Origin of the sequence: Prevotella sp. FD3004 (assembly GCF_000746155.1) — a bacterium.
GTDB lineage: Bacteria > Bacteroidota > Bacteroidia > Bacteroidales > Bacteroidaceae > Prevotella.
Genome location: NZ_JQKR01000012.1, coordinates 173381 through 193632 on the forward strand (window position 1 = coordinate 173381; position 20252 = coordinate 193632).

Genomic DNA, 20252 nt, shown 5'->3' on the forward strand with positions numbered 1-20252 from the left:
TTCTTTTTAATACCATTTCATCAATTCTCTGAGATAGGCAGTCAGTTCGGCTGCCATCTTTTCATCTTGATAAATATTTGGGTGCCAATCGTTACCATACCAAGGATCACCTGCAATGGGAGACATATCGAAACGATATATTTCCTTGTCACCAGCTTTCTGGGCTTCAACCTTCACCTCGTCGAGCAGTTGCTTGGCCGTTTCCAATTCCTGATTGTAGAGCATTGAACCAGTGAGAAGTACAATCTTAGCCTGAGGATTATGCTGACGTACCAACTCCAAAAGCTTTTGATAACCCTGCTTTAGCAACTTTACATCGTAGTTATTGGTAGACAGGTCGTTGGTGCCAAGATTGATGCAAACCACATCAGGCTGATAGCGGCTAAAATCCCACTTCTCACTCAGGAAACTGGCCTCGTTACGCACTTTTAAGTCATAGGCATACCCCGTATACTCATACTGAACAGGCATACAAGAACGTGGAGAGCCTGTCTTGACGTCGCCATAGTTACGATAGGCGCCAATGCCACTGCGGGCAACCACCCAATGTTGGGCTTCAAGTGCACGTGCTGCGATAGAAGCATAGGAATAATAATGATTCTCTGTCTCGTATTCGAAATGCTCCTCTTTCTTCAAACCCTCGTTGCCATAACCACAAGTAATGGAGTTACCCACAAATTCTATCTTCCTTAAAGGAAGGGCTGGAGCCTCAACAAGTGCCCGCCCCTGGTCAAGCAAGAATCCCCAAAATTCAGGATAAAACTCATAACCCTCGATAATGTACATCAGGCGAACGGTATGGCAACCATCTGGCAGAGCCGTAGCCAAAGTCACCACAGAATCACGCTCCCCACGGAAAGCCACCTTGAATGGTTCTGCCTCATCTATCTGAGCCATGAAATAACCGCTACAAGGCTTTGCCATCATTCGAATCGACGTACCCTCGAAAGCAGCTACAATCTGAACACCGGGATAATTGAAGGCAGGACGCTCGGGATTGGTAAAACTGATACGGCCTGCATACAGAATATGCTTGTCGGTCGGACTGATAAAAGCCCCTTTAAGGGGCACACTCACATTAGCCTTTGCTGACACACCGACTAAAGCCAATAGAGTCAGCAGAAAAAACTTATTCATTGTTTTGTTGGTTATATTTAGTTATTTTTTCCAGAAACGGGAAGTAATATCCTCAAACTCACCATTATCGTTTTGGCGATACAGGCGCTGGTTGGTTGTTGGCGACTTTAGGGGACCTAAGTGCTTGATGAACGGGCCAATCTTGATATAGTCAAAATCAGCCTTATTAATGACAGAAGAGATAACAGTCTTACCACTATACCATGCCACCTTGAACTCTGGATACATCTCATGGATATAAAGGGCTAGCTGACTCACAGCTTTTGGGTCGCCATCGCCTCCCATAAAAGATATACATGTAATGTCGCTGCCAAACGTCTTCACGAAGTCGTCGATAGCTTCGGTATTCAGCGGTAGCCCAACATCATCCCAAAGATAATAGCTATGACACCCAGGACAATGACACGGGCAATTAGAGATGTTTATTGCCAGTGTCACTTCGTCGGGTATCTCCTGAAATACTATTCCCGTATTGACGTATTTCAGCATAGTTTACAATTTATTCTCCGGAGCATAATATCGGCGGGCAGCCTCCTCCTGACGAGCCTGAGAGAAGTTGCTTACACGCTTCAAATAGCCAATGATACGAGTCATGTAATCAACGTTCTTAGAATGACAGTGAGGACACTCCTTCAAATAGCGCTTGTCAATATGCCCACAATCGTTACATACAGTATTGGGGATGTTGAATGTAAAGTAGTTACAACCTTCCTTGGCAGCCACCTTCAACAAATGCAGATACTGCTCTTTCGACAAGTGTTCGTCAAGGTTCATATGGAGGGCAGAACCACCTGTCAGATGCTCGATGTATGGCGCACCATGGAGTTTGAACTTATCGATGATGGTAAGCGAATCGTCCTCTACCACATAGAAATAGCTGTTATAACAATCGCGTGGTACAAAATAGCCATCCTCACGATCCCACTTGGCATGTTTCACACCTACATTCTCGGCAGGAATCATTTCACAGTTAAACATCACATCCTTGGTACGATACTCACGGTTGTATTTCTCAATGAGTCCGAGAATACCTTGGACAAAATGCAGATAGTCATCATTAGGCGTTATTTTCAGTCCCATAAACTCGGCAGCCTCAACCAAGCCGTTGATACCGATGGTGAGATACTGACGACCAATATTAATGTAGCCCGCGTCGAAGAGAGGCAGCATGCCATGCTGCTGTAACTCTTTCAGGTTTTCATTGTATGCCAACTGGACCTTATGGCAAAGGTCGATAACCTCACCCAAATATTCAAGATAATCCTGATTGTGATTTACTGCATATTGGATGCAACGATTAAGGTTGATTGTCAATACAGACTTAGAACCTGTAGATACTCCACCGGCACCGAGGGTATAGCTAAAGCCATTATCAGTAATCTCATTACGCAGACGACAGCAAGAACTCAGTGAGTCTGCATTGTCACTCATATAGGTGAAGAAACTATGACCCTCTGAATACATTTCTGCAGTAAAATCGCCCCACTCTTTATCCTTGCATTCGCCTTTTTCGTCAACGAGCAGAGCCATCGTCTCAACAGGGAAAGTAAGTAGAGTCTTGGTACGCTCATGGTTGAACCACTTCATAAAACGCTTCTGCAACCAAGAGAGGCCTTCCCAATCGGGCTTAGAACCATCGGGGAAATAGAACTCACCGAAGATACTCTCAAAATAATACTTATCATAATATGCCACATTCCAGAACACGGCCTGATAGTTGCGGGCGCCTGTAGGCTGATTCAGCGTATAGACTATCTGCTCAAAATAATCGGTAATAACCTTGTCAATCGTGCGATGCTTCAAACTAAGGTCAGCTTGTTCGTCGGCACGTTTATAATAGTCGAGACCATACTCTTTACCAATGAAATAGTTCATGTACATCAGAAACTCTGGTGTGGCGCATGCGCCACTCAGCATAGAGCTGACCATGAAAACCATATTAACAAAACCACCAGCAAACGATTTCAGATTTGTTGGAGCTGTGGAGTTACCGCCAATGGCAACGGTACCACCAATAAGCCAAGGATACATAGTGATAGAGGCGCAATAGTTGGCTAGGCTCGTCTCGTCGTTCTTATATATAAAATGGTGTGTTAGCTTGTCTATGTATTCATCTGCTAACTTCTTGCCATACATCTTCTTAATACGGTCGGTCAAGAGGCGACGGTTAAGACGGATGAAGTTCGACTTAGGCAGTTCACCAATCAGCGTTGCTATGTTCTTATGCTCCACATTGGCATTAGCATCATACTTTGAACCAGTTGCAGCGTTCACTGACTCCATGTACTCTGAAAGGAAATTCATCTTCTCCAGGGTTTCACGGTCTTCTGTGTGCTGCTGGCGATAGAGGATAAATGACTTGGCAACATTGTAATACCCCTCACGCATCAACGCCTCTTCCACTTGGTTCTGGATATCTTCCACGGTGATGTCGTCGTGCATGTCGAGGTGATTCAGAATCTTGGAAACAATACCCAAGTCTGCCGGTTCTTTCACACTTTCAAATGCCTTAACGATGGCATTCATGATTTTGTCTAACGAGAACTGGTCTTTAGATCCGTCTCTTTTGGTAATAGTAAAGTTTTTAATCTCCATTGTTATTGTTCTGTTAATGTTTATCGCCTCATCGTCTCTCAAAGTTGTCCATTTTGGAAAACTTTTCTCTATTGAAATCGAAAAAAGTTTCCCGTTTTGGAAAACTCCAACTGGCTGCAAAGATACAAAATTTCCCCAAAACCATCAATACCTTACAAATAGGTTAACTTAAATTAACACCCCAAAATTACCCGCTTTATAAAAAATATCGAATAAAGCTTGGATTATTAATTTGTTCGTTGTACCTTTGCAAACAATAGTAATCATTAAACCAAACTATTTCAATTATGAGTACAGCACTAATTATCATTATTGTTTTGGCGGTTATCGTCATTGGTTATTTCATTTCAACCCAACGCTCGTTGGTAAATCTTGATGAATTGTGCAAGAACGCCCTGAGTCAAATTGAGGTTCAGCTCAACTCTCGCTGGGATGCCGTACTGGCTTTGGCAAAGATGGCTGCACAATATTCTCAGCATGAATCAGAAACACTGATTAAAGTGATTGAACAACGCCGTGGCGAACAAGTTAACACACCTGAAGCTGTGAACGAACAGCAGAGTGCCCTGGGGCAGGTGATGGGACGACTGATCGCCATCGGTGAAGCCTATCCTGATTTGAAAGCTGCCGATTTGTTTAAGGAAACTCAGGAAGGTGTAAAGCAGTATGAAGAGAATGTTCGCATGTCGCGTATGATTTACAACGATACCGCAACCAAGATGAACCGCATGGTCCGCCAGTGGCCGTCATCAATCGTTGCTTCCATGCTCCACTTCGACCAAAAAGAATATCTGAAGGTCGATGAAGAACAAAAAAAGAGTTATCCCAATCTCGATGAAGCATTTAAAAAATAGATTGTTTTTGTTGCTGGTGCTCTTCGCATCAGCAACAAATATTTCAGCCCGTCCATATCTCTCGAATCTCAACATCCGCGTGGTGCTGAGCAAGAATGGTGACGCACACATCACAGAAACCCGTCAGATGGAGATTGACTCTGAAGGCACAGAATGTTATATTGGATTGGGGGGAATGAGCGGCAGTGAGGTGCATGACTTGGAAGTGTATGACGAAAGCGGTACCAAGTTTGAGAACATTGGCAGTTGGGATGTCGACCGTAGTCGTAACTGGAAAGCAGGCAAATGTGGCATTGTGTATAAGGACAATGGATACGAACTCTGCTGGGGGCTTGGCGACAACGGCAATCGTACTTATATTACCAGCTATACCATCACCAACCTCGTCCGTGCCTACCCTGACGCCGATGCCATCCGTCATTTATTCCTTGATCAGAATGCATCACCAAAGCCCAATAAAGCCGAACTGTCTATCGAGGCAGAAGACTCGGTGCAATTAACCGAAGAGAATTGTGGCATTTGGGGATTTCGCTTCGGAGGTGAACTCGCCTTCGAGAATGGAAAAATCATCGCATACAACACGGAGGACTTCGGTAACAACGGTGCCCTATATATTATGGTAAGGTTCGACAAAGGTATATTCGAACCGACTATCCAAGAAGACGACACCTTTGAGCACAAGAAAGAACAGGCTCTTGAGGGCAGTGACTACAATAGCGATGATGATTGGACATGGGAAGACACGTTTATTCTCCTTGCCCTGGTCATTGGGTTCTTCGTTGTACCTGCCATTGCCTTCATCTGGCATATCATTTCAGTTTTCCGAGCCCGAAGAAAAGCCAACAAAGACCTACTCTGGTATCGTGACATCCCCATGAAAGGCAATCTGCAGCAAGCTAACAACATGCTCAATGCTTATAGATACTTTGGTTCTGATTACAACAACCTGCTCTCCGCCTGTATCCTGAAACTCATCGACATGGGCGCCATCAGCATCGAACAACAACTCAAAGGCAATGCCGAGCAGCGCTCGACCTCTGGCCACTTTGCCGAAGCAAAGAACTTCGTCATCCACGACCTGCAGAACTATGCCGACCAGCCCCTGCTGCTCCGTAAGATTCACAACATATTCAAAGTGGCCGCTGGCGATGACACCGTACTGGAACCCCGTGAGTTGAAGGTCTATATGAAGAGTAGTAAGAATCAGAGTGCCATCGAATCTTTTATCAACACCCTACACACCAAACGAGATCTCTCCTACTACAAGAAACACCTCGACGAGGTTCGTGAGGTGTTCGGCCTCAAAAAGTTCCTGAAAGAATTCTCATTGCTTGACGAGCGCCATGTAAACGAGGTTACGCTATGGAAGGACTACATGATCTACGCTACCCTCTTCGGCATTGCCGACCAAGTAATCAAAGATATGAAGAAGATCAACCCCGAATACTTCAATATGGACCAGGTGGCATCCCAAATGGCCGATGATATGACGTTGCCTATCATCTATTCTACACTTCACTCCGGCACATCCCGTGCCGTGGCCGAGAAGGCAGCTCGCGAGGCCCGTGCCTCTGGCCATGGCGGTCACTCCTCATGGGGAGGTGGTGGCGGAGGTTTCTCTGGGGGCGGCTTCGGCGGCGGTGTGAGATAAATCACAGAAAACAAAAATAGCCACAGATATTTTGTAGTCTGTGGCTTTTTTCGTAATTTTGCCCCCAGATTATGATGGACGAAGATTTCGACATACGGGAAGAACGGTTTTCACAAGGCGAGAAAGACTTTGAGAACGCCTTACGCCCCTTAAGTTTCCGCGATTTCAGCGGACAACAGAAGGTGGTGGAAAATCTGGAGGTGTTTGTAGAGGCCGCCAAATATCGTGGTGAGCCCCTCGACCACACTTTGCTTCATGGCCCTCCAGGATTGGGTAAGACCACACTCTCTAACATCATCGCTAACGAACTGGGTGTTGGATTCAAGATTACCTCAGGCCCTGTACTCGACAAACCTGGTGATTTGGCTGGAATCCTAACCTCACTTGAGAAGAACGACGTGCTCTTCATTGACGAGATTCATCGTCTGTCACCTGTTGTAGAGGAGTATCTCTATTCGGCAATGGAGGATTACCGCATCGACATCATGATTGACAAGGGACCTTCAGCACGAAGCATACAGATAGACCTGAATCCTTTTACGCTCGTCGGCGCTACCACTCGCAGCGGATTGCTTACAGCACCGCTCCGCGCTCGTTTCGGCATCAATATGCATTTGGAGTATTATGAGCCCGAAACCCTACAAGCCATCATAGAACGTTCGGCAGGTATTCTAGGTGTTCCCATCACAGAAGATGCTGCTTTGGAAATTGCAGGTCGATCAAGAGGAACGCCTCGTATCGCCAATGCCCTGTTACGTCGTGTGCGCGATTTTGCTCAAGTAAAAGGTAATGGTAAGATTGACACTAAGATTACCAAGATTGCGCTGACAGCACTGAACATCGACCAATATGGTCTCGATGAAATCGACAATAAGATCCTGCTTACCATCATCGACAAGTTTCGTGGCGGCCCCGTGGGTATTACAACAATCGCGACTGCTATCGGCGAGGATGCCGGTACAGTAGAAGAGGTTTACGAGCCTTTCCTTATCATGGAAGGATTTATCAAACGTACCCCCAGAGGCCGCATGGTAACAGAGTTGGCCTATCGCCACTTTGGGCGCAACCCTTACGGCGGCAACATCATGGAACCGAATCTGTTTGAGTAGTAAAAAGCGAAGAGTGAGAAGTGAGAAGTTATGAGAACAGGTATTTTCGTTGGGAGCTTTAACCCGTTCACCATTGGACACGATTCTATCGTGCAACGGGCATTACCACTATTTGATCGTCTGGTAATCGGTGTGGTAGGTGATAATGTACACAAGCCTGACATGCCTTCTGCCGAGGAACGAATAAAGGCCATTGCTGATTTATATAGTGCGGAGCCTCGTATTGAGGTGAAGGTCTATCAAGGTCTTGCTATCGACTTCGCCAAAGCAGAAAATGCCCATTTCATCGTAAAAGGAGTACGTACCATCAACGATTTTGAGCATGAACAGTGGCAAGCCGACTTTAACCGTCGCTTAGGGGGTATTGAGACCATTCTGCTCTACACAGAGCCAGAGTTGGCTAGTGTATCTTCTAGTGCTTTAAGAGAATTGGCGCATTTCGGCGTCGACATCAATCCTTTTCTGCCGAAAAGGAAATGAATAATGACGAAAAGTGAATAGTTTATGATTTCATACGAAGCTGAAGGGGTGAAATTCCCTAACATCAAAAAAAGAAAAACAACCAACTGGATTCGCCAAGTGGCAGAGTCTTATGGTAAGAAAGTTGGCGAGATAGGCTATATGTTCGTTAATGACGAAAAGATATTGGAAGTCAACAACGAATATCTTGGTCACGACTACTATACAGACATCATTACCTTTGATTATACCGAAGGGAAAACGCTTAATGGCGACCTGTTTATCTCTTTGGACACCGTATTCACCAATGCTGACAAATTTGGCCGTCCTTATGATGAAGAGTTGCATCGCGTGATTATCCACGGCATACTTCACCTTTGCGGCATCAACGACAAAGGCCCAGGTGAGCGCGAAATCATGGAAGCAGCAGAAGATAGGGCTTTGGCCATGAGATAACAATCATCCCCGCTAATCGGCGGGGATGATTGTTATATGCCTAATCTCCTCCCCTGGTGTTATATCAGCCTCACGAGGGAAATAAACGGGCATATCCTTTTGCAAAGGAAGGATGCGGATTTCTAATTGGGTGCAACCTTCCGGCAAGCGCCACAAGGCATATTGGAAGGGGCGTCCATTATAGAAGTTGTCATCTACGAGTTTTCCGTCAACATAAAGGCGGGCCACATCACCACGATAATCAATATTCAATAAGTTTCCTTCTCTAGAAGTCTCTGGCAGGTTAACGGTATAGACAGCTGCCTCGTCAAAGTCTTCGTCTGTTGGTTCCTCCGCCACCTTGTTTACACCGATAGTAATAGTGCGAAAAGGGCCAGCCTCCTTTATCTTATTAAAAACGGGAACATTAATGGCGATGTCAGGACGAGCCTCTTCTTCTAAGAACAAGCGCCCTGCCTGCTCAGATGTGAGCAAATAATAGTTCTTATAAACTGGCGTCTCAGGCCCTTTGACCTTCAGGTTCCGCAACACCTTATCACCAACAGCTAACGTGGTTGGAATGCCTTTTATCTGTTCCAGATAGATCTTCCCCTCACGCTTAGCCACCAATTGTGCTGTAGCATACTTGATGCCATCGATATTCACTGGGAAGATACAGATACAGCCTGCAGGAATATTGAGTAGAGGCAATCTCACACCGCAAGCCTCCAACTTGACATTTCGCTTAGTGGAAAGATTCTGCAAACGCTCATAGTTGTTCACAAAGATAAACCCACTACCATTTCTCGAACGATATGACCAACGAAGGAACGAATCGTCGCCTTTTGAGATATCCTGTTTACAAGGGAAACCCGCCTCCATCGTAGACAATATACTCCCCCAATCCTGCATAAACAAGTGGAGTTTCCGCAACAGATAATATTGAGGATTCTTCTGCCCGAACTCATTCAGCGGTGCTTGGAAATCATAGGTCTTCACAGGCAAATCATTATAGTTTGTCGCCATCGTACGCTGGGTTTCGTTCAGATAAGTATTCCCTTCTGGGTTCGTACCACCATGATACATATAATAGCCCAATAAGTTAGAGCCACTACCCAACTTTACCACTGCCATCGAATAAGCATCCTCTGGATAGAGGTAAGGACGGCGGTGATAGGCCGTCATCATACCACCACCGAGTTCACATGTAAAATAAGGATATTGCTCATCGCCCTTGTTCAGACGCTCTTTCTGCTCTCCTAGTTGTTCTGTTGCAATGGCCGTCGACGAACGGAATGCCTTAAAGTTGAAAGCTTTATAGTAGTTGCCTGCCGTTTCTTCAATGCTACGTTCCCAAAAGCCATCTGCATAGTCTCCATAAAGGGGTAGCATCTCACCAAAAGGTACAGGAGTAGCCAACTCTGGCCATCCTGTACGAGTATAGAAAGGCAGATTGAAACCAATCTTTGTAGCCATCTGTTTCAGAGCCATCAGATATTCTCCTCGACCACGATACTCGTTGTCAAACTGAGCCGCCACCACAGGGCCGCCATCTTTCCACTGAAGTCCCTGAACTTGAGTGAAAATCTGTCGATAAAAACGTTCCACATAACCAAGGAATACAGGGTTCTCGTCTCTCATCTTACAGTTTTTAGAGAACATCCAGTCGGGTATACCACCGTTTCTCACCTCTCCATGACAAAATGGGCCTAGGCGAAGAACCACAGGCAACCCGTCTTTCTGGCAAATCTCGATGAAATGGCGCAAATTGCGTTGTCCGTCCCAACGAAACACGCCTTCTTGTTCCTCAATGTGATTCCAAAACACGTAGGTGGCGATAATCGTTATGCCGCCCGCCTTCATCTTCCTAATCTCAGCCTCCCACTCATCTGTAGGAATACGTGAGTAATGCACTTCGCCCATAGCAGGAACTACACGCTGACCATCCGCCATTAGACTGTAGGCATCCCAACTTACGTCTCGGATCTGGGCCCCACTCATCAAATAGACGGTCATCATTGTCGTCAACAAAAAAAACTTCTTTCTCATCTTAGGTAGTCTGTTTGGGTGCAAAATTACTAAAGAATTATATGATTTTACACAATTCATCTTCTATAATTAACATATTTTATTAAACTATATACGTCGATTTTGTTTGGTGATAATTCAAAAAAACATTATCTTTGTCGCCAAAAAATAAACAAATGGCCCGGCAACTCAGATTTATTCCTTTTGTTATTGCTACTTTTATGCTCATTTGCTGCACCAGTCCGACCCATCAGAGCCTGGAAGCAATTAGCTATTGCCTTAAAGAAGATTCTCTTGCTGAAGCTGAAGCCTATATGGACTTGATTAATATAAATGAACTCAACGAAGAAGAGAAAGCTATATACTATCTTCAAGAAGCAATTATCACATATAAGAAATATCTTCATCCAAAATCTTTTGACGGTATCAACTATAGTATAGACTACTTCAGCAAAAAGAGAGATGAGAGGAATCTGGCTGAGGCCTATTTCTATAAAGCTGCATTGGAAAATGAGGCTGGACTAACAGAAAAGGCTATCAACAACCTAAAATGCGCAGAATTCGAAGCGCAGAGCATTCAGGATGTAGCCCTGCACCATAAGATTGACGAGTTACAATGTTCCGTTTTTGGCTTATCCGGCCTTTACGAGGTCAGTATAAAATATGCAAGAAGGAACTTGGAACAAGCGATTCAAGAAAAAAACAAGAACTGGTATGTCTACGCACTTGACGCCTTGGCCTCGGCCTATTATCTTATGGGCAAGAAAGACAGTGCACTCTACTACATCAACAAAATACTTCCTTACGAAAAGTATTTGGAAAAGGAGACAATGGCTGAGGTATATACAAATATCGGCGTTATTCTGTCCTATCAAGATATTGAACTAGCGAAGAAATATCTACATAAAGCTATAACATTTAAGAATTACCCTAATGCTTATGCTTCATTAGCATTTATTGAAATTGGAGAAAATAATAACAGACAGGCAGCAAAAGAGCATTTGGATAGCGCACTCACATACAGTACAGGCAAAGACGCCATCTATATTGTAAGAAAACTCACGACATTGCATATGGAAGACAAAGAATACGAGAAAGCGTGTCGTGTACTGCTAAAAAAAGACAGTTTGACATCTATACAGAATGACATTAAACAGGATTTAAGTCGCATACAGTTGCGATATGATATACTTTATAAGGAAAAAAGGCAATCTGATCTTATCCATATGGCACTGATTATTGCCATCTTAGTTGTTGCCTGTATAGCCTTCCTTATCTTCCATCACCAATATAGGTATCTGAAGGTCAGGAAAGAGTTGATGCAAAGACAAATGCTGATAGAGAAATACAACAACAAGTTTAAAGACCTCCAACTTTCCGAAAAAGAAGAGTTAAGAGATAATCTCATATCTCTTCAAGAAAAACAGGCCAAAGCCATTTATAAGGGTAAGCAACTATACGATCATATCAATGAAGGAGGCAGTGTCGTCAACTGGAGCAAACAAGATTATCTCATATTCATTGATTACTTCAACCTCGTTGATGCCTCTTTTAGTATCCGTTTAGAGACTGAATATAATAATCTCTCGCCACGATATAAAGTATACCTGATTCTTCAGAATATGGGCAAAAGCGATGAAGATATTGAATACATCTTTGGTATTGGAAAGAGTGCCATACGCTCTATCAAGTCACGAATTAAACTGAAAAACGAAGAAAACATGAGTAATAAAGATTAGAAAAATGTCTCATTTTTACCATTTAAAAAGCGTTGCGCGATATGCAAACGGCTATATTTCATCATGTTAGGCTATTTCTTCCTGCAACACAATCAATAAGTTTTTGCTCAATTCTTCGTTATTTCGACCAAAAACAGTTAACTTTGCACCAATTTTATTATCATAAACCCTATAAACAGTTATTATTATGAACCGAAAAGTTTTATTATCATTCGCTCTTGCATTAACAATGTCTTTGAATGTGCATGCTGGTGATGGGGACGAGAACCCCTTTCCAACACATTTCCCCGTCCCTCATCGTGCACCTAGACAGCAGTCTGCCGTTACTGTGAACAATATTGGAAATGGCACAGCCATCATCCAGTTTAACAAGGATGCAAAAAGAGTGGAAGTAGAATTCTACAGAAATGGTATCTTCGTTGGTTTTGAAGGCTTTGTATCAGTAGAGGCATCAAGCATACTGACAATCTCTGCCGACGACTATTCTGCAGATAGTTTTGCCGTGATTGTTAATGGCAAAGAGGTTTACGCTGGCGATTTCTAATTATCGCCTGAGTTATTTCAGCAGTAAAGGGAGGTATGACACCTCCCTTTACTGCTATATGATAGCTAATCATCTAAGACGTTTCGATAGAACAGATATCTGAGAGGACCAATAAGTCTTACTGCTACAGAGAGGTCTTCAGTAATGATTTCACCAGTACCTGTCAAATCTCCCGATTTTCCGATATGCTTACCGTATGAGGTAACCTCTCCGCTTTTTACCTCAAAGGTTGCGGTGTAGATGTCCTCGTCGGGCATTGAGGCAACAGAGACAACTTTTCCCGTCAAGAAGCCATATTCCAGATAAGGATAGCCGTCTAACTGGATATTGATACGCTGTCCTGGTTTCACTTTTCCAGAGCCGGCCACAGGTATCTTTGCTTTACCTATCGTAGTTTTCTCATGAGTACTGACAACAGAGAAAGCCTTATCGCCTGCAGTAATGTTCTGATTAGTCTTCCACAGATTGTTATAGGAGACAACACCCGTTATAGGGCTCTGAAGAAGATAGGCCTGTTTCCACTCTTGAATGGCCGTCCGAGTGCTCTCCCAGGCAGACTGCAGAGCCGTCTCCAACTGCCGTTTCTCCTGTTCTTTCTGCATCTTAAGTTCAGAGATGGTATTTCGTATTTGGGCTACTTGTATCTTAGCATTAGCTAAAGATGAACGCATCTGTTCTGTCGACATACTACTGTTAAGCAATCCTTGTTCTGTTGATTCTAAATCGGAAACGGAAGTCAATCCTTTGTCATGCAGTATCTTTTCACGCTGATAGTTTCCTTTGCTTAAAGTGTTGATGCGCTGGCTATAATCTACCTGTTTAGATACAGATGTCAGATAGTCTGAGTATGGTCGTAGTTGAGCCTCCTCTGCAGCAATACGCTGGTCGTAAAGATTGTTGTTCACAAAGTTATTATAATCTGTAATAGCCTTTGCAAGCGTCGTATATACACTCTGGATACTGCCAAGATGCGCATTGTCAAGACAAATACCGATACAATCCTCATTCTCCTCATTCTCCCATGATGTAGAGGACAGGAGAGAATCAAGTGTCAATACATCCTGCGTATTTGCTGGGTTTTCAATGACTGCGATGATATCATCAGCCTTAACATGTTGTCCGTCTTTAGCATAGAGTTCCTGTAGCCTGCCCGACATTTTGGCGACTACCCAGACAGGAGGCTCTGTCTTTGTAATGGTAACCGCACACGAGATGGTGTCGGGATACTTAAAGATGAAGCAAGCGATGAACAGCACCAACAAGATACCGCCAATCACCGACGACCCGATGCTTAGCAACTTATGAGGAGGAGCCGACAGGATATCTTGTACCTCCTCACTTCTGATAACACTCTCTTTCTTACTTTTTGCCATTTTCTAAAGACTTTCTTATTTTGCAGACCGATGTCAGGTTTCCTCTCAGTTCATAAACAGAAATAGGAGGACAGATATATTTGAACGGACAAGAGCAACATGATGTCAGATTACGCGTCAACCTCCAAGCATGGTTTTTTTTGAATTCTTTGCAAACCGCTTGTAATAACGTACACCCATCTTTTAGATTTCCCAAAACAGACTCAGATCCATGGGGAGAGATTTTTCCAGAGTAATCAATATCCAACACACCAAAGAAGTTCGCGTTCAATTTCATATTTCTGAATATCTTTTGATGTGAAAGAACAGTATTCTGTAAATCTTCTATTGTTAACATCACATTCCTTTCAAAGAAGTCGATATTGTCTGTTACCCATATCGGAATCAGTTCCAGATTCTCTATTTCCTGGTTTTCTACCTCACTTTCATCAGAAACAAGATACAGGAAAGAGGCCTTATCTGAATAAAGTTCCTTAAATACCACATTACCATCATACAGATTATATTTGTCTAAATAGACCCTATAATCAAGATTATTTATCACAACTCCCTTTAAATGGGATTCAATGGCGGCATAATCCTCGTAGAAACAAGAGATTGTAAACGAGAAAGGATACTTGTTGAGAATATGGGCAAATTTGTCAGGTGATGTTTGAGCCAAGAACGAACTACCAATAATTAAGTTCACTCGAGCTACTCCAGAGAGGCGCAGCTCATCTAGTATTTTAATAAGTAGTCCGCTTTCAACCATGTCTTTTAATGGCTGATTATCGTATACGGGAGAGCATACATCTTTATAATAGCTATTCCTATAAGCAACCTTCTTTTTGTCACTATTGTCATAAGTACTTGAAGACATCCAAATATTAACACCCGTCAGAAACCTGAGTTTCTTTTCCATAATGAATAACCGATCATCTATATTCTTTCCTTTGTCCAAATCTCTCTGCAGATTTAATATGGGTAGAAGTATCAATGGTTTTGTGTTATCCTCTGTCCTCACGGTTTTTAATACACATATATTTAGAGCCTCAGAAAAATCGGATGAGAAATCCGCTATTTCTTTGTCATCGAATGCAACGCTTCCCATATTCTTTGGCTCTCGCAATCTATCGATTAAACGAATAAACGACTTATTCGTACTTACCATGAAAAGCCCATTGTCAGTATTGTATAATATTGCACACGCCTCATCTACTCTGTCATAAAAAGTTGATGAGGGCAGTATTACCCAATGAGCTTGCATCTTTTTTTTATTCATATCACCTCGAGATTATGCATAATATGAGAATAGGCTTCAGGAAACTGCTGAAAGAATAAAAGTGCTGCCTCTTTTTCTTTTCCTGTTATTTGTGGCGTAGCAAAATCATTACATCTACAATTCTCCAAATACCCGTTATGAAAGATACAAGTTAAACAGTTTCCTTTATTTTCACATTTACTGCATAGTTTTGTAATACGATTATAGTAGTTGTTATATGTATTGGCGATTTTTTCAAAATCGATCTCAACACCATCTTCCCGAACTTGACCTAATCCATATTGATGGGATATCTTTTCGCATGGAAGAATCTTTCCTGCGACCGTTACAAATACTCTCTTAGTAAAGGGTTGACAAGTCCCTGTTGGTATTGGTTTGCATTCTCTTTTCCCAAACAGCAATTCATTATAATCAAGAAAGAAATAAGGAGAGTTCATACTCAAATAACTTGCAACCGCCTCATAACTCGGATGTTTTTGAAAGTCAGAGGATTGTGAACTAAGACTATTTATTGACTCATTCATCTTCTGGAATATCTTGTCAAATTCTTCTTGCTTACTTTTTCTAACTCCCGTCATGCTGATTTCAGAGAGACGTGGCACTTTCTGAAAAGTATTTGTTATATAATCACGTACACCTGATATAGAATTCTTGTTATTTAGGACTGCATTGAAGTCCACAAACTTCTCATAGTATTCCGGATATTTATTCTTAATGAGTTCTATCGACTTGACTATCTCCCCAAAAGCAGGAGTCCCATTCTTAAATACTCTATATGAATTTCCTTCTTTATCTCCATCAAGACTGATAAGTAATTTAAATCGTTTATCGACCAGATAATCCATGTATTTCGGAAGAAAAATCGCATTCGTAGTCATAGAAAAGGAAAAGGTCTTACCATAGCCCGACAAATCAGACTCCACATATTCAACAACCTTTTGGATAAGTTCCATGTTCATTAAGGGTTCACCTCCATAGAAACCAATATCGATCTCTGACTTACCATTAGTATCATACCCTTCTTCCCAAAGTTCTTTTATAAATGAAAGAAATTTAATGGCACATGCATAACTTAGTTGTCTATCATGCCTTTGGTCGTAATCAGAATACAATTCTCCGTAAGCACAATATGTACAATTGAGACAACACCTCTCTGTTACCTCAAATGTTATCTGAGGAGTTGTAGCTAGATTTTCCTTTACCTTGTATGGATTTAAATATTCCGTCATTACTTATATAAAATATGAAATGAGTCAATGGCCATCTTTTACATATTGTTAGTAGAGGGCGTATATACACCCTCTACTAAATTTATGACTTAGGGATGATGAATGATAATCTCATGGTCTGTATGATCAGGAGACTGCAAATGGCCACGATAATTAGCACCTCCATTGGCCCTTGTGTTTCCACTTACGCAGGCACAGCGGCAATCGCCACCACCACCAACAAGATTGTTCATCTCTCTTCTTCCCATAGCATTCTCGGAAAGCATGTTAAGTTTTAAATTTTTCATAAAATAAAAAATAATTAATTGAATATTGTTTGAATGTTGAATGTACAAGGCCAAACCATCTGTCGTTTACAGACAAAAAATCGATGTACACTATATGTTTAGCTGGTTCTTTACGAGTGTAAAGTAAAGCCCCTTCTTTCCTATTAATGTTTCGTGGTCACCTTGTTCACAAATCTTGCCATCTTGTAGTACCACGATATTGTCGGCATCGCGAACGGTACTCAGACGGTGAGCTATAATAATGGCCGTCTTACCCTGTATGAAACGATTGAGATTCTCCATAATCTGGTGCTCATTGTTGGTATCGAGCGAATTTGTTGCCTCGTCCATGAAGATAAATTCCGGATTTTTGTAGACAGCACGCGCAATCAGTATTCGTTGTTTCTGGCCCATACTCAGTCCGTGTCCCTCGGCACCGATCTTTGTATTATAGCCCAATGGTAACTCTTCGATAAAGTCCTTGATATTAGCCGTAGCAGCCGCCTCGCGCATTCTGTCCTCATCAATCCGTTCCTCTCCTGGGGCAATGTTCCGCGCGATGGAATCAGAGAAGATAAAACCATCCTGCATCACTGAGCCGCAATGTTTCCTCCACTCCCGTTTATCGTAGTTCTCAATATCAGAGTTACCAAGAATCACCTTACCCTTGTCTGGCTTATAGAAGCCAAGAATCATCTTCAGAAGGGTTGTCTTACCACTTCCACTAAGTCCGACGATAGCAGTTGTCTTACCACGTGGGATTGTCAGATTAATATTATCAAGCGTTGGCTTCTCGTTCAATTTGTCATATCTGAACGTCAGATTCTCAATCTTGATGTCATTATTATGGATTTCCGTGATAAGAGTCTTCTCCAAGGGGCGCTCGTCATCTTTCGAGTAAATCTCCTGCAAACGATCGAGACTCAACTTGGCATCCTGATATTGGCGTGCAAAGTTTATCAACTGGTCGACAGGGCTATTCAGCTGACCGATGATATACTGAATAGCCAACATCATACCCAGTGTAATCTCTCCTTTTATGACCAACGCAGCAACAAATGCCGTGATAATAGCATTCTTAAGCTGATTAATCAAAATACCTCCGGATTGCTGATATTGCGACAAGGCAAGCCCTTTCACGGTAATCTTATATATTCTTGCCTGGATATGCTCCCACTCCCAGCGTTTCTGCTGCTCACACCCATTGAGTTTTATCTCCTGCATACCTGTGACCAGTTGCACCATATTACTTTGGTTTGCTGAATTTTGGGTGAACATCTTATGGTCAAGTATGGCCCTCCGTTTCATGAACAGCCATACCCATGCCACATAAAAGGCACTGCCCAAGAAGAATATCAGAAAAATCATCTGACTATAGAAAAGGATGACCACTCCAAAGATAATAACGTTAACGATAGAGAAGAGAGTCGATAAACTGGTATTGGTCAAGAACTGCTGAATACGTGTATGATCATTGATTCGCTGTAAGATATCACCCGTCATCTTCGTATCAAAGTAAGCAATAGGCAAACGCATCAACTTAGCCAGATAGTCAGAAATAAGAGATATATTTACCCTTGTACCAATATGCAACAAAATCCATCCTCGGATGAACTCGACCGACGTACTACTGATGACGAGCATCATCTGTGCAATCAGCACCAGGTAGATATAGCTAAGATTCTGATTGGTAATACCAAAATCGACAATAGACTGCGTAAGGAACGGCAAGAGGAGTTCAAGAAGAGCCCCCGTACCAAGCCCTATGAATAATTGAATAATCAGTTTCTGATATGGTCGGAGATAGCCAAACAGAAACAGAAGGCTTTGTCGGCCTTTATTGGTGTCATCGTCAGCAGAGCGGTTATAGAACTCGGGGGTCGGTTCTAGACATAAAGCAGTCCCCTCGTCTTCCCCATCTTTCCTACTACTCAGCCAGCATCTCTTAAACTCCTCTTCTGTAAATGTGGCTTTAGCGCCCGCTGGGTCTGCCACATGAAATAAGACCCCTTTTTTTGTTTTCTCAATTCTGTAGAGTACTACGAAATGGTTCTGGTTCCAATGGATGATACAAGGCAAGGGGACATCTTCTTTCAGTCGGGATATCGAAATGCGCAGTCCAATGGTGTGCATACCAAGTTTCTCTGCAGCCTCACTGATGCCAAGCATAGATACGCCAAGACGCGATATGAAGCAGTTCTCCCGAAGATACTGTATCGAGTAGTGCTTACCATAATAAGCAGCGACCATCCGGAGACTCGTCGGACCGCAGTCCATCGCATCATGCTGGACAAATAGTGGAAAGTCTTTTATTCTCATCGTTTAATCAGGCATTTCGGAGCTGTCTTATATAATGTCTCAAAAGCCGAGACTGGTGGACATATCGTCCGATAAGCACATTCATCACAATCAGTCTCCTTGCGTGTGATTCGCCACGAGGTGTTTTCACGTAATTCTTTTTCGACAATATGATAAAGATCATCGATATAAATATTTCCCAACGGGACTTTCGCATTCAAGGCATAAATACTACCAGTAGGAAGAATCTCCATAACCCCAAACGAGGATGCATTCAATTTCATGTGTCTGAAAAGATCTTCCATAGTCAGGCGGGAATTATCAATATCCTCTTGCGTCATCAGCACATAACGTCTAAGAAACGCTTCGTTATTACCCGTCCAAACGGGAAGCATATCTATGCCGTCAGTTTCGTCTACAAAATCGCTTTCATCTGCCACAATCTTCTTGAAGACAACGGGAAGCCCCTGATCTTGCAGACTGGCACAAATCGCATTCAGATTGTCTGTCCTAGAATATCTGTCGATATAGGAAGTGATGGAGTAGTTGCCAGTAAACCCTTTGGCAAGCAACAATTCTGACAGGCATTTGATGTCCTCGTCATAGCAATTGAACACATACTTGAAGTTGTATAAACTGAGCGTATCCAATACATCTGAGAAATAAGCCTGTTCGTTTTTGTCCAGGCTCACAATGATATTGACAACGGCCGTACTCGACACCTTCAATTGATTAAGTGTGATGGCAAGTGCTTGCTGAGAGAGTCTGACCTTGGTGAGATAATAAGGTGGTACAGGGTGTTGTCGATGACTCCTATTTCTGAATGCCACCATCGTATGTTGCTGACTGTCTCGCAGTTTGCAGTTCAGATAAATGTGGACACCCGACAGGAATCTCATCTTGTTACCCATCGTTCTCAGACGTTCTTCTTTCTCGTCATTTGTGCAGTCAAGATCTGTCTGCAGGTTGATGTAGGGTAACAGGTTGATGGGCCTGCCTCCGTCGCTAATGTCTTTGAGAAAAAATATTCCCCGATTGAAAGCCTGAGTGATATCGGCGTCGTTGCTGATAGCATCCTCACTATAGGGTAACGCACCCATATTGGCTGGCTCATACAGACGCTGTACTAATCCGACCATCTTCTGACTCTCAGAAATCATATAGGTCTGAGCTTGCGTATCGTACAGCATAACTTTTCTTTCGTTGATGATGTCGACATAGACTGAGGGCGAGATAATAATCCAACGGGTATTGGTAGTAGGCATATCCATCTG

Annotated in this window: 17 protein-coding genes; 7 read left to right on the plus strand and 10 right to left on the minus strand. The window is 42.8% G+C overall.

Annotated elements, in window-relative coordinates; translation table 11 throughout:
- Nucleotides 1-6: 6 nt before the first annotated feature.
- Genes T325_RS04215 through nrdD form a run of 3 tightly spaced genes read right to left on the minus strand, consistent with a single transcriptional unit; the run spans nucleotide 7 to nucleotide 3732 of the window.
- On the minus strand, nucleotides 7-1137 hold the full coding sequence (locus tag T325_RS04215; protein WP_036910699.1) for an SGNH/GDSL hydrolase family protein: 1131 nt from the start codon (nucleotides 1135-1137) through the stop codon (nucleotides 7-9).
- Between the two features lie 21 nt (nucleotides 1138-1158).
- The gene (nrdG, locus tag T325_RS04220) at nucleotides 1159-1626 is read right to left on the minus strand and encodes an anaerobic ribonucleoside-triphosphate reductase activating protein (RefSeq protein ID WP_036910701.1); all 468 of its coding nucleotides are present in this window, start codon (nucleotides 1624-1626) and stop codon (nucleotides 1159-1161) included.
- Nucleotides 1627-1629: 3 nt separating this feature from the next.
- Nucleotides 1630-3732, minus strand: coding sequence for an anaerobic ribonucleoside-triphosphate reductase (nrdD, locus tag T325_RS04225; protein ID WP_036910703.1), 2103 nt, complete (start codon nucleotides 3730-3732; stop codon nucleotides 1630-1632).
- A 287-nt stretch (nucleotides 3733-4019) separates the two neighbouring features.
- Between nrdD and T325_RS04230 the strand changes: the two genes are divergently transcribed.
- The 5 genes from T325_RS04230 to ybeY all read left to right on the plus strand — a co-directional run bounded on the left by T325_RS04230 (nucleotide 4020) and on the right by ybeY (nucleotide 8261).
- Nucleotides 4020-4586: a LemA family protein gene (locus T325_RS04230; protein ID WP_051949692.1), complete on the plus strand. Its 567-nt coding sequence runs from the start codon at nucleotides 4020-4022 to the stop codon at nucleotides 4584-4586.
- A complete protein-coding gene (locus tag T325_RS04235; RefSeq protein ID WP_197051312.1) occupies nucleotides 4567-6237 on the plus strand; it encodes a DUF2207 family protein in 1671 nt (556 codons plus the stop codon). The genes T325_RS04230 and T325_RS04235 overlap by 20 nt, the downstream gene beginning before the upstream one ends.
- Nucleotides 6238-6311: 74 nt before the next feature.
- On the plus strand, nucleotides 6312-7346 hold the full coding sequence (gene ruvB / locus T325_RS04240) for a Holliday junction branch migration DNA helicase RuvB (RefSeq protein ID WP_036910868.1): 1035 nt from the start codon (nucleotides 6312-6314) through the stop codon (nucleotides 7344-7346).
- 30 nt (nucleotides 7347-7376) lie between these two features.
- Entirely contained in the window at nucleotides 7377-7826 is a 450-nt protein-coding gene (gene coaD / locus T325_RS04245; protein WP_036910709.1) for a pantetheine-phosphate adenylyltransferase, read from the plus strand.
- Between the two features lie 24 nt (nucleotides 7827-7850).
- Nucleotides 7851-8261 carry an rRNA maturation RNase YbeY gene (ybeY, locus tag T325_RS04250; protein ID WP_036910711.1) on the plus strand — a complete coding sequence of 137 codons (411 nt, stop codon included), beginning with the start codon at nucleotides 7851-7853 and terminating at the stop codon, nucleotides 8259-8261.
- 12 nt (nucleotides 8262-8273) lie between these two features.
- Here ybeY and T325_RS04255 read toward each other — a convergent pair whose 3' ends face one another.
- Nucleotides 8274-10289 (minus strand): beta-galactosidase, encoded by a 2016-nt coding sequence (locus T325_RS04255; RefSeq protein WP_036910713.1) that lies wholly within the window; start codon nucleotides 10287-10289, stop codon nucleotides 8274-8276.
- 155 nt (nucleotides 10290-10444) lie between these two features.
- Between T325_RS04255 and T325_RS04260 the strand changes: the two genes are divergently transcribed.
- Together T325_RS04260 and T325_RS04265 are read left to right on the plus strand one after the other, a co-directional pair.
- Complete coding sequence (locus T325_RS04260) at nucleotides 10445-12007, plus strand: tetratricopeptide repeat protein (RefSeq protein WP_036910715.1); 1563 nt, start codon at nucleotides 10445-10447, stop codon at nucleotides 12005-12007.
- A 187-nt stretch (nucleotides 12008-12194) separates the two neighbouring features.
- On the plus strand, nucleotides 12195-12551 hold the full coding sequence (locus T325_RS04265; protein WP_231622185.1) for a hypothetical protein: 357 nt from the start codon (nucleotides 12195-12197) through the stop codon (nucleotides 12549-12551).
- 65 nt (nucleotides 12552-12616) lie between these two features.
- Here T325_RS04265 and T325_RS04270 read toward each other — a convergent pair whose 3' ends face one another.
- From T325_RS04270 to T325_RS04295, 6 genes are all read right to left on the minus strand, one after another.
- Nucleotides 12617-13924: an HlyD family secretion protein gene (locus T325_RS04270; RefSeq protein WP_036910719.1), complete on the minus strand. Its 1308-nt coding sequence runs from the start codon at nucleotides 13922-13924 to the stop codon at nucleotides 12617-12619.
- Nucleotides 13911-15185: a hypothetical protein gene (locus T325_RS04275; protein ID WP_036910721.1), complete on the minus strand. Its 1275-nt coding sequence runs from the start codon at nucleotides 15183-15185 to the stop codon at nucleotides 13911-13913. The genes T325_RS04270 and T325_RS04275 overlap by 14 nt, the downstream gene beginning before the upstream one ends.
- Complete coding sequence (locus T325_RS04280) at nucleotides 15182-16414, minus strand: radical SAM peptide maturase (RefSeq protein WP_036910723.1); 1233 nt, start codon at nucleotides 16412-16414, stop codon at nucleotides 15182-15184. Before T325_RS04280 ends, T325_RS04275 begins: the two co-directional genes overlap by 4 nt.
- Before the next feature lie 89 nt (nucleotides 16415-16503).
- Nucleotides 16504-16701 carry a TIGR04149 family rSAM-modified RiPP gene (locus T325_RS04285; protein ID WP_036910725.1) on the minus strand — a complete coding sequence of 66 codons (198 nt, stop codon included), beginning with the start codon at nucleotides 16699-16701 and terminating at the stop codon, nucleotides 16504-16506.
- Between the two features lie 90 nt (nucleotides 16702-16791).
- Entirely contained in the window at nucleotides 16792-18999 is a 2208-nt protein-coding gene (locus tag T325_RS04290) for a peptidase domain-containing ABC transporter (protein WP_197051313.1), read from the minus strand.
- Entirely contained in the window at nucleotides 18996-20249 is a 1254-nt protein-coding gene (locus T325_RS04295) for a hypothetical protein (protein WP_036910727.1), read from the minus strand. Before T325_RS04295 ends, T325_RS04290 begins: the two co-directional genes overlap by 4 nt.
- Nucleotides 20250-20252 lie beyond the last annotated feature (3 nt).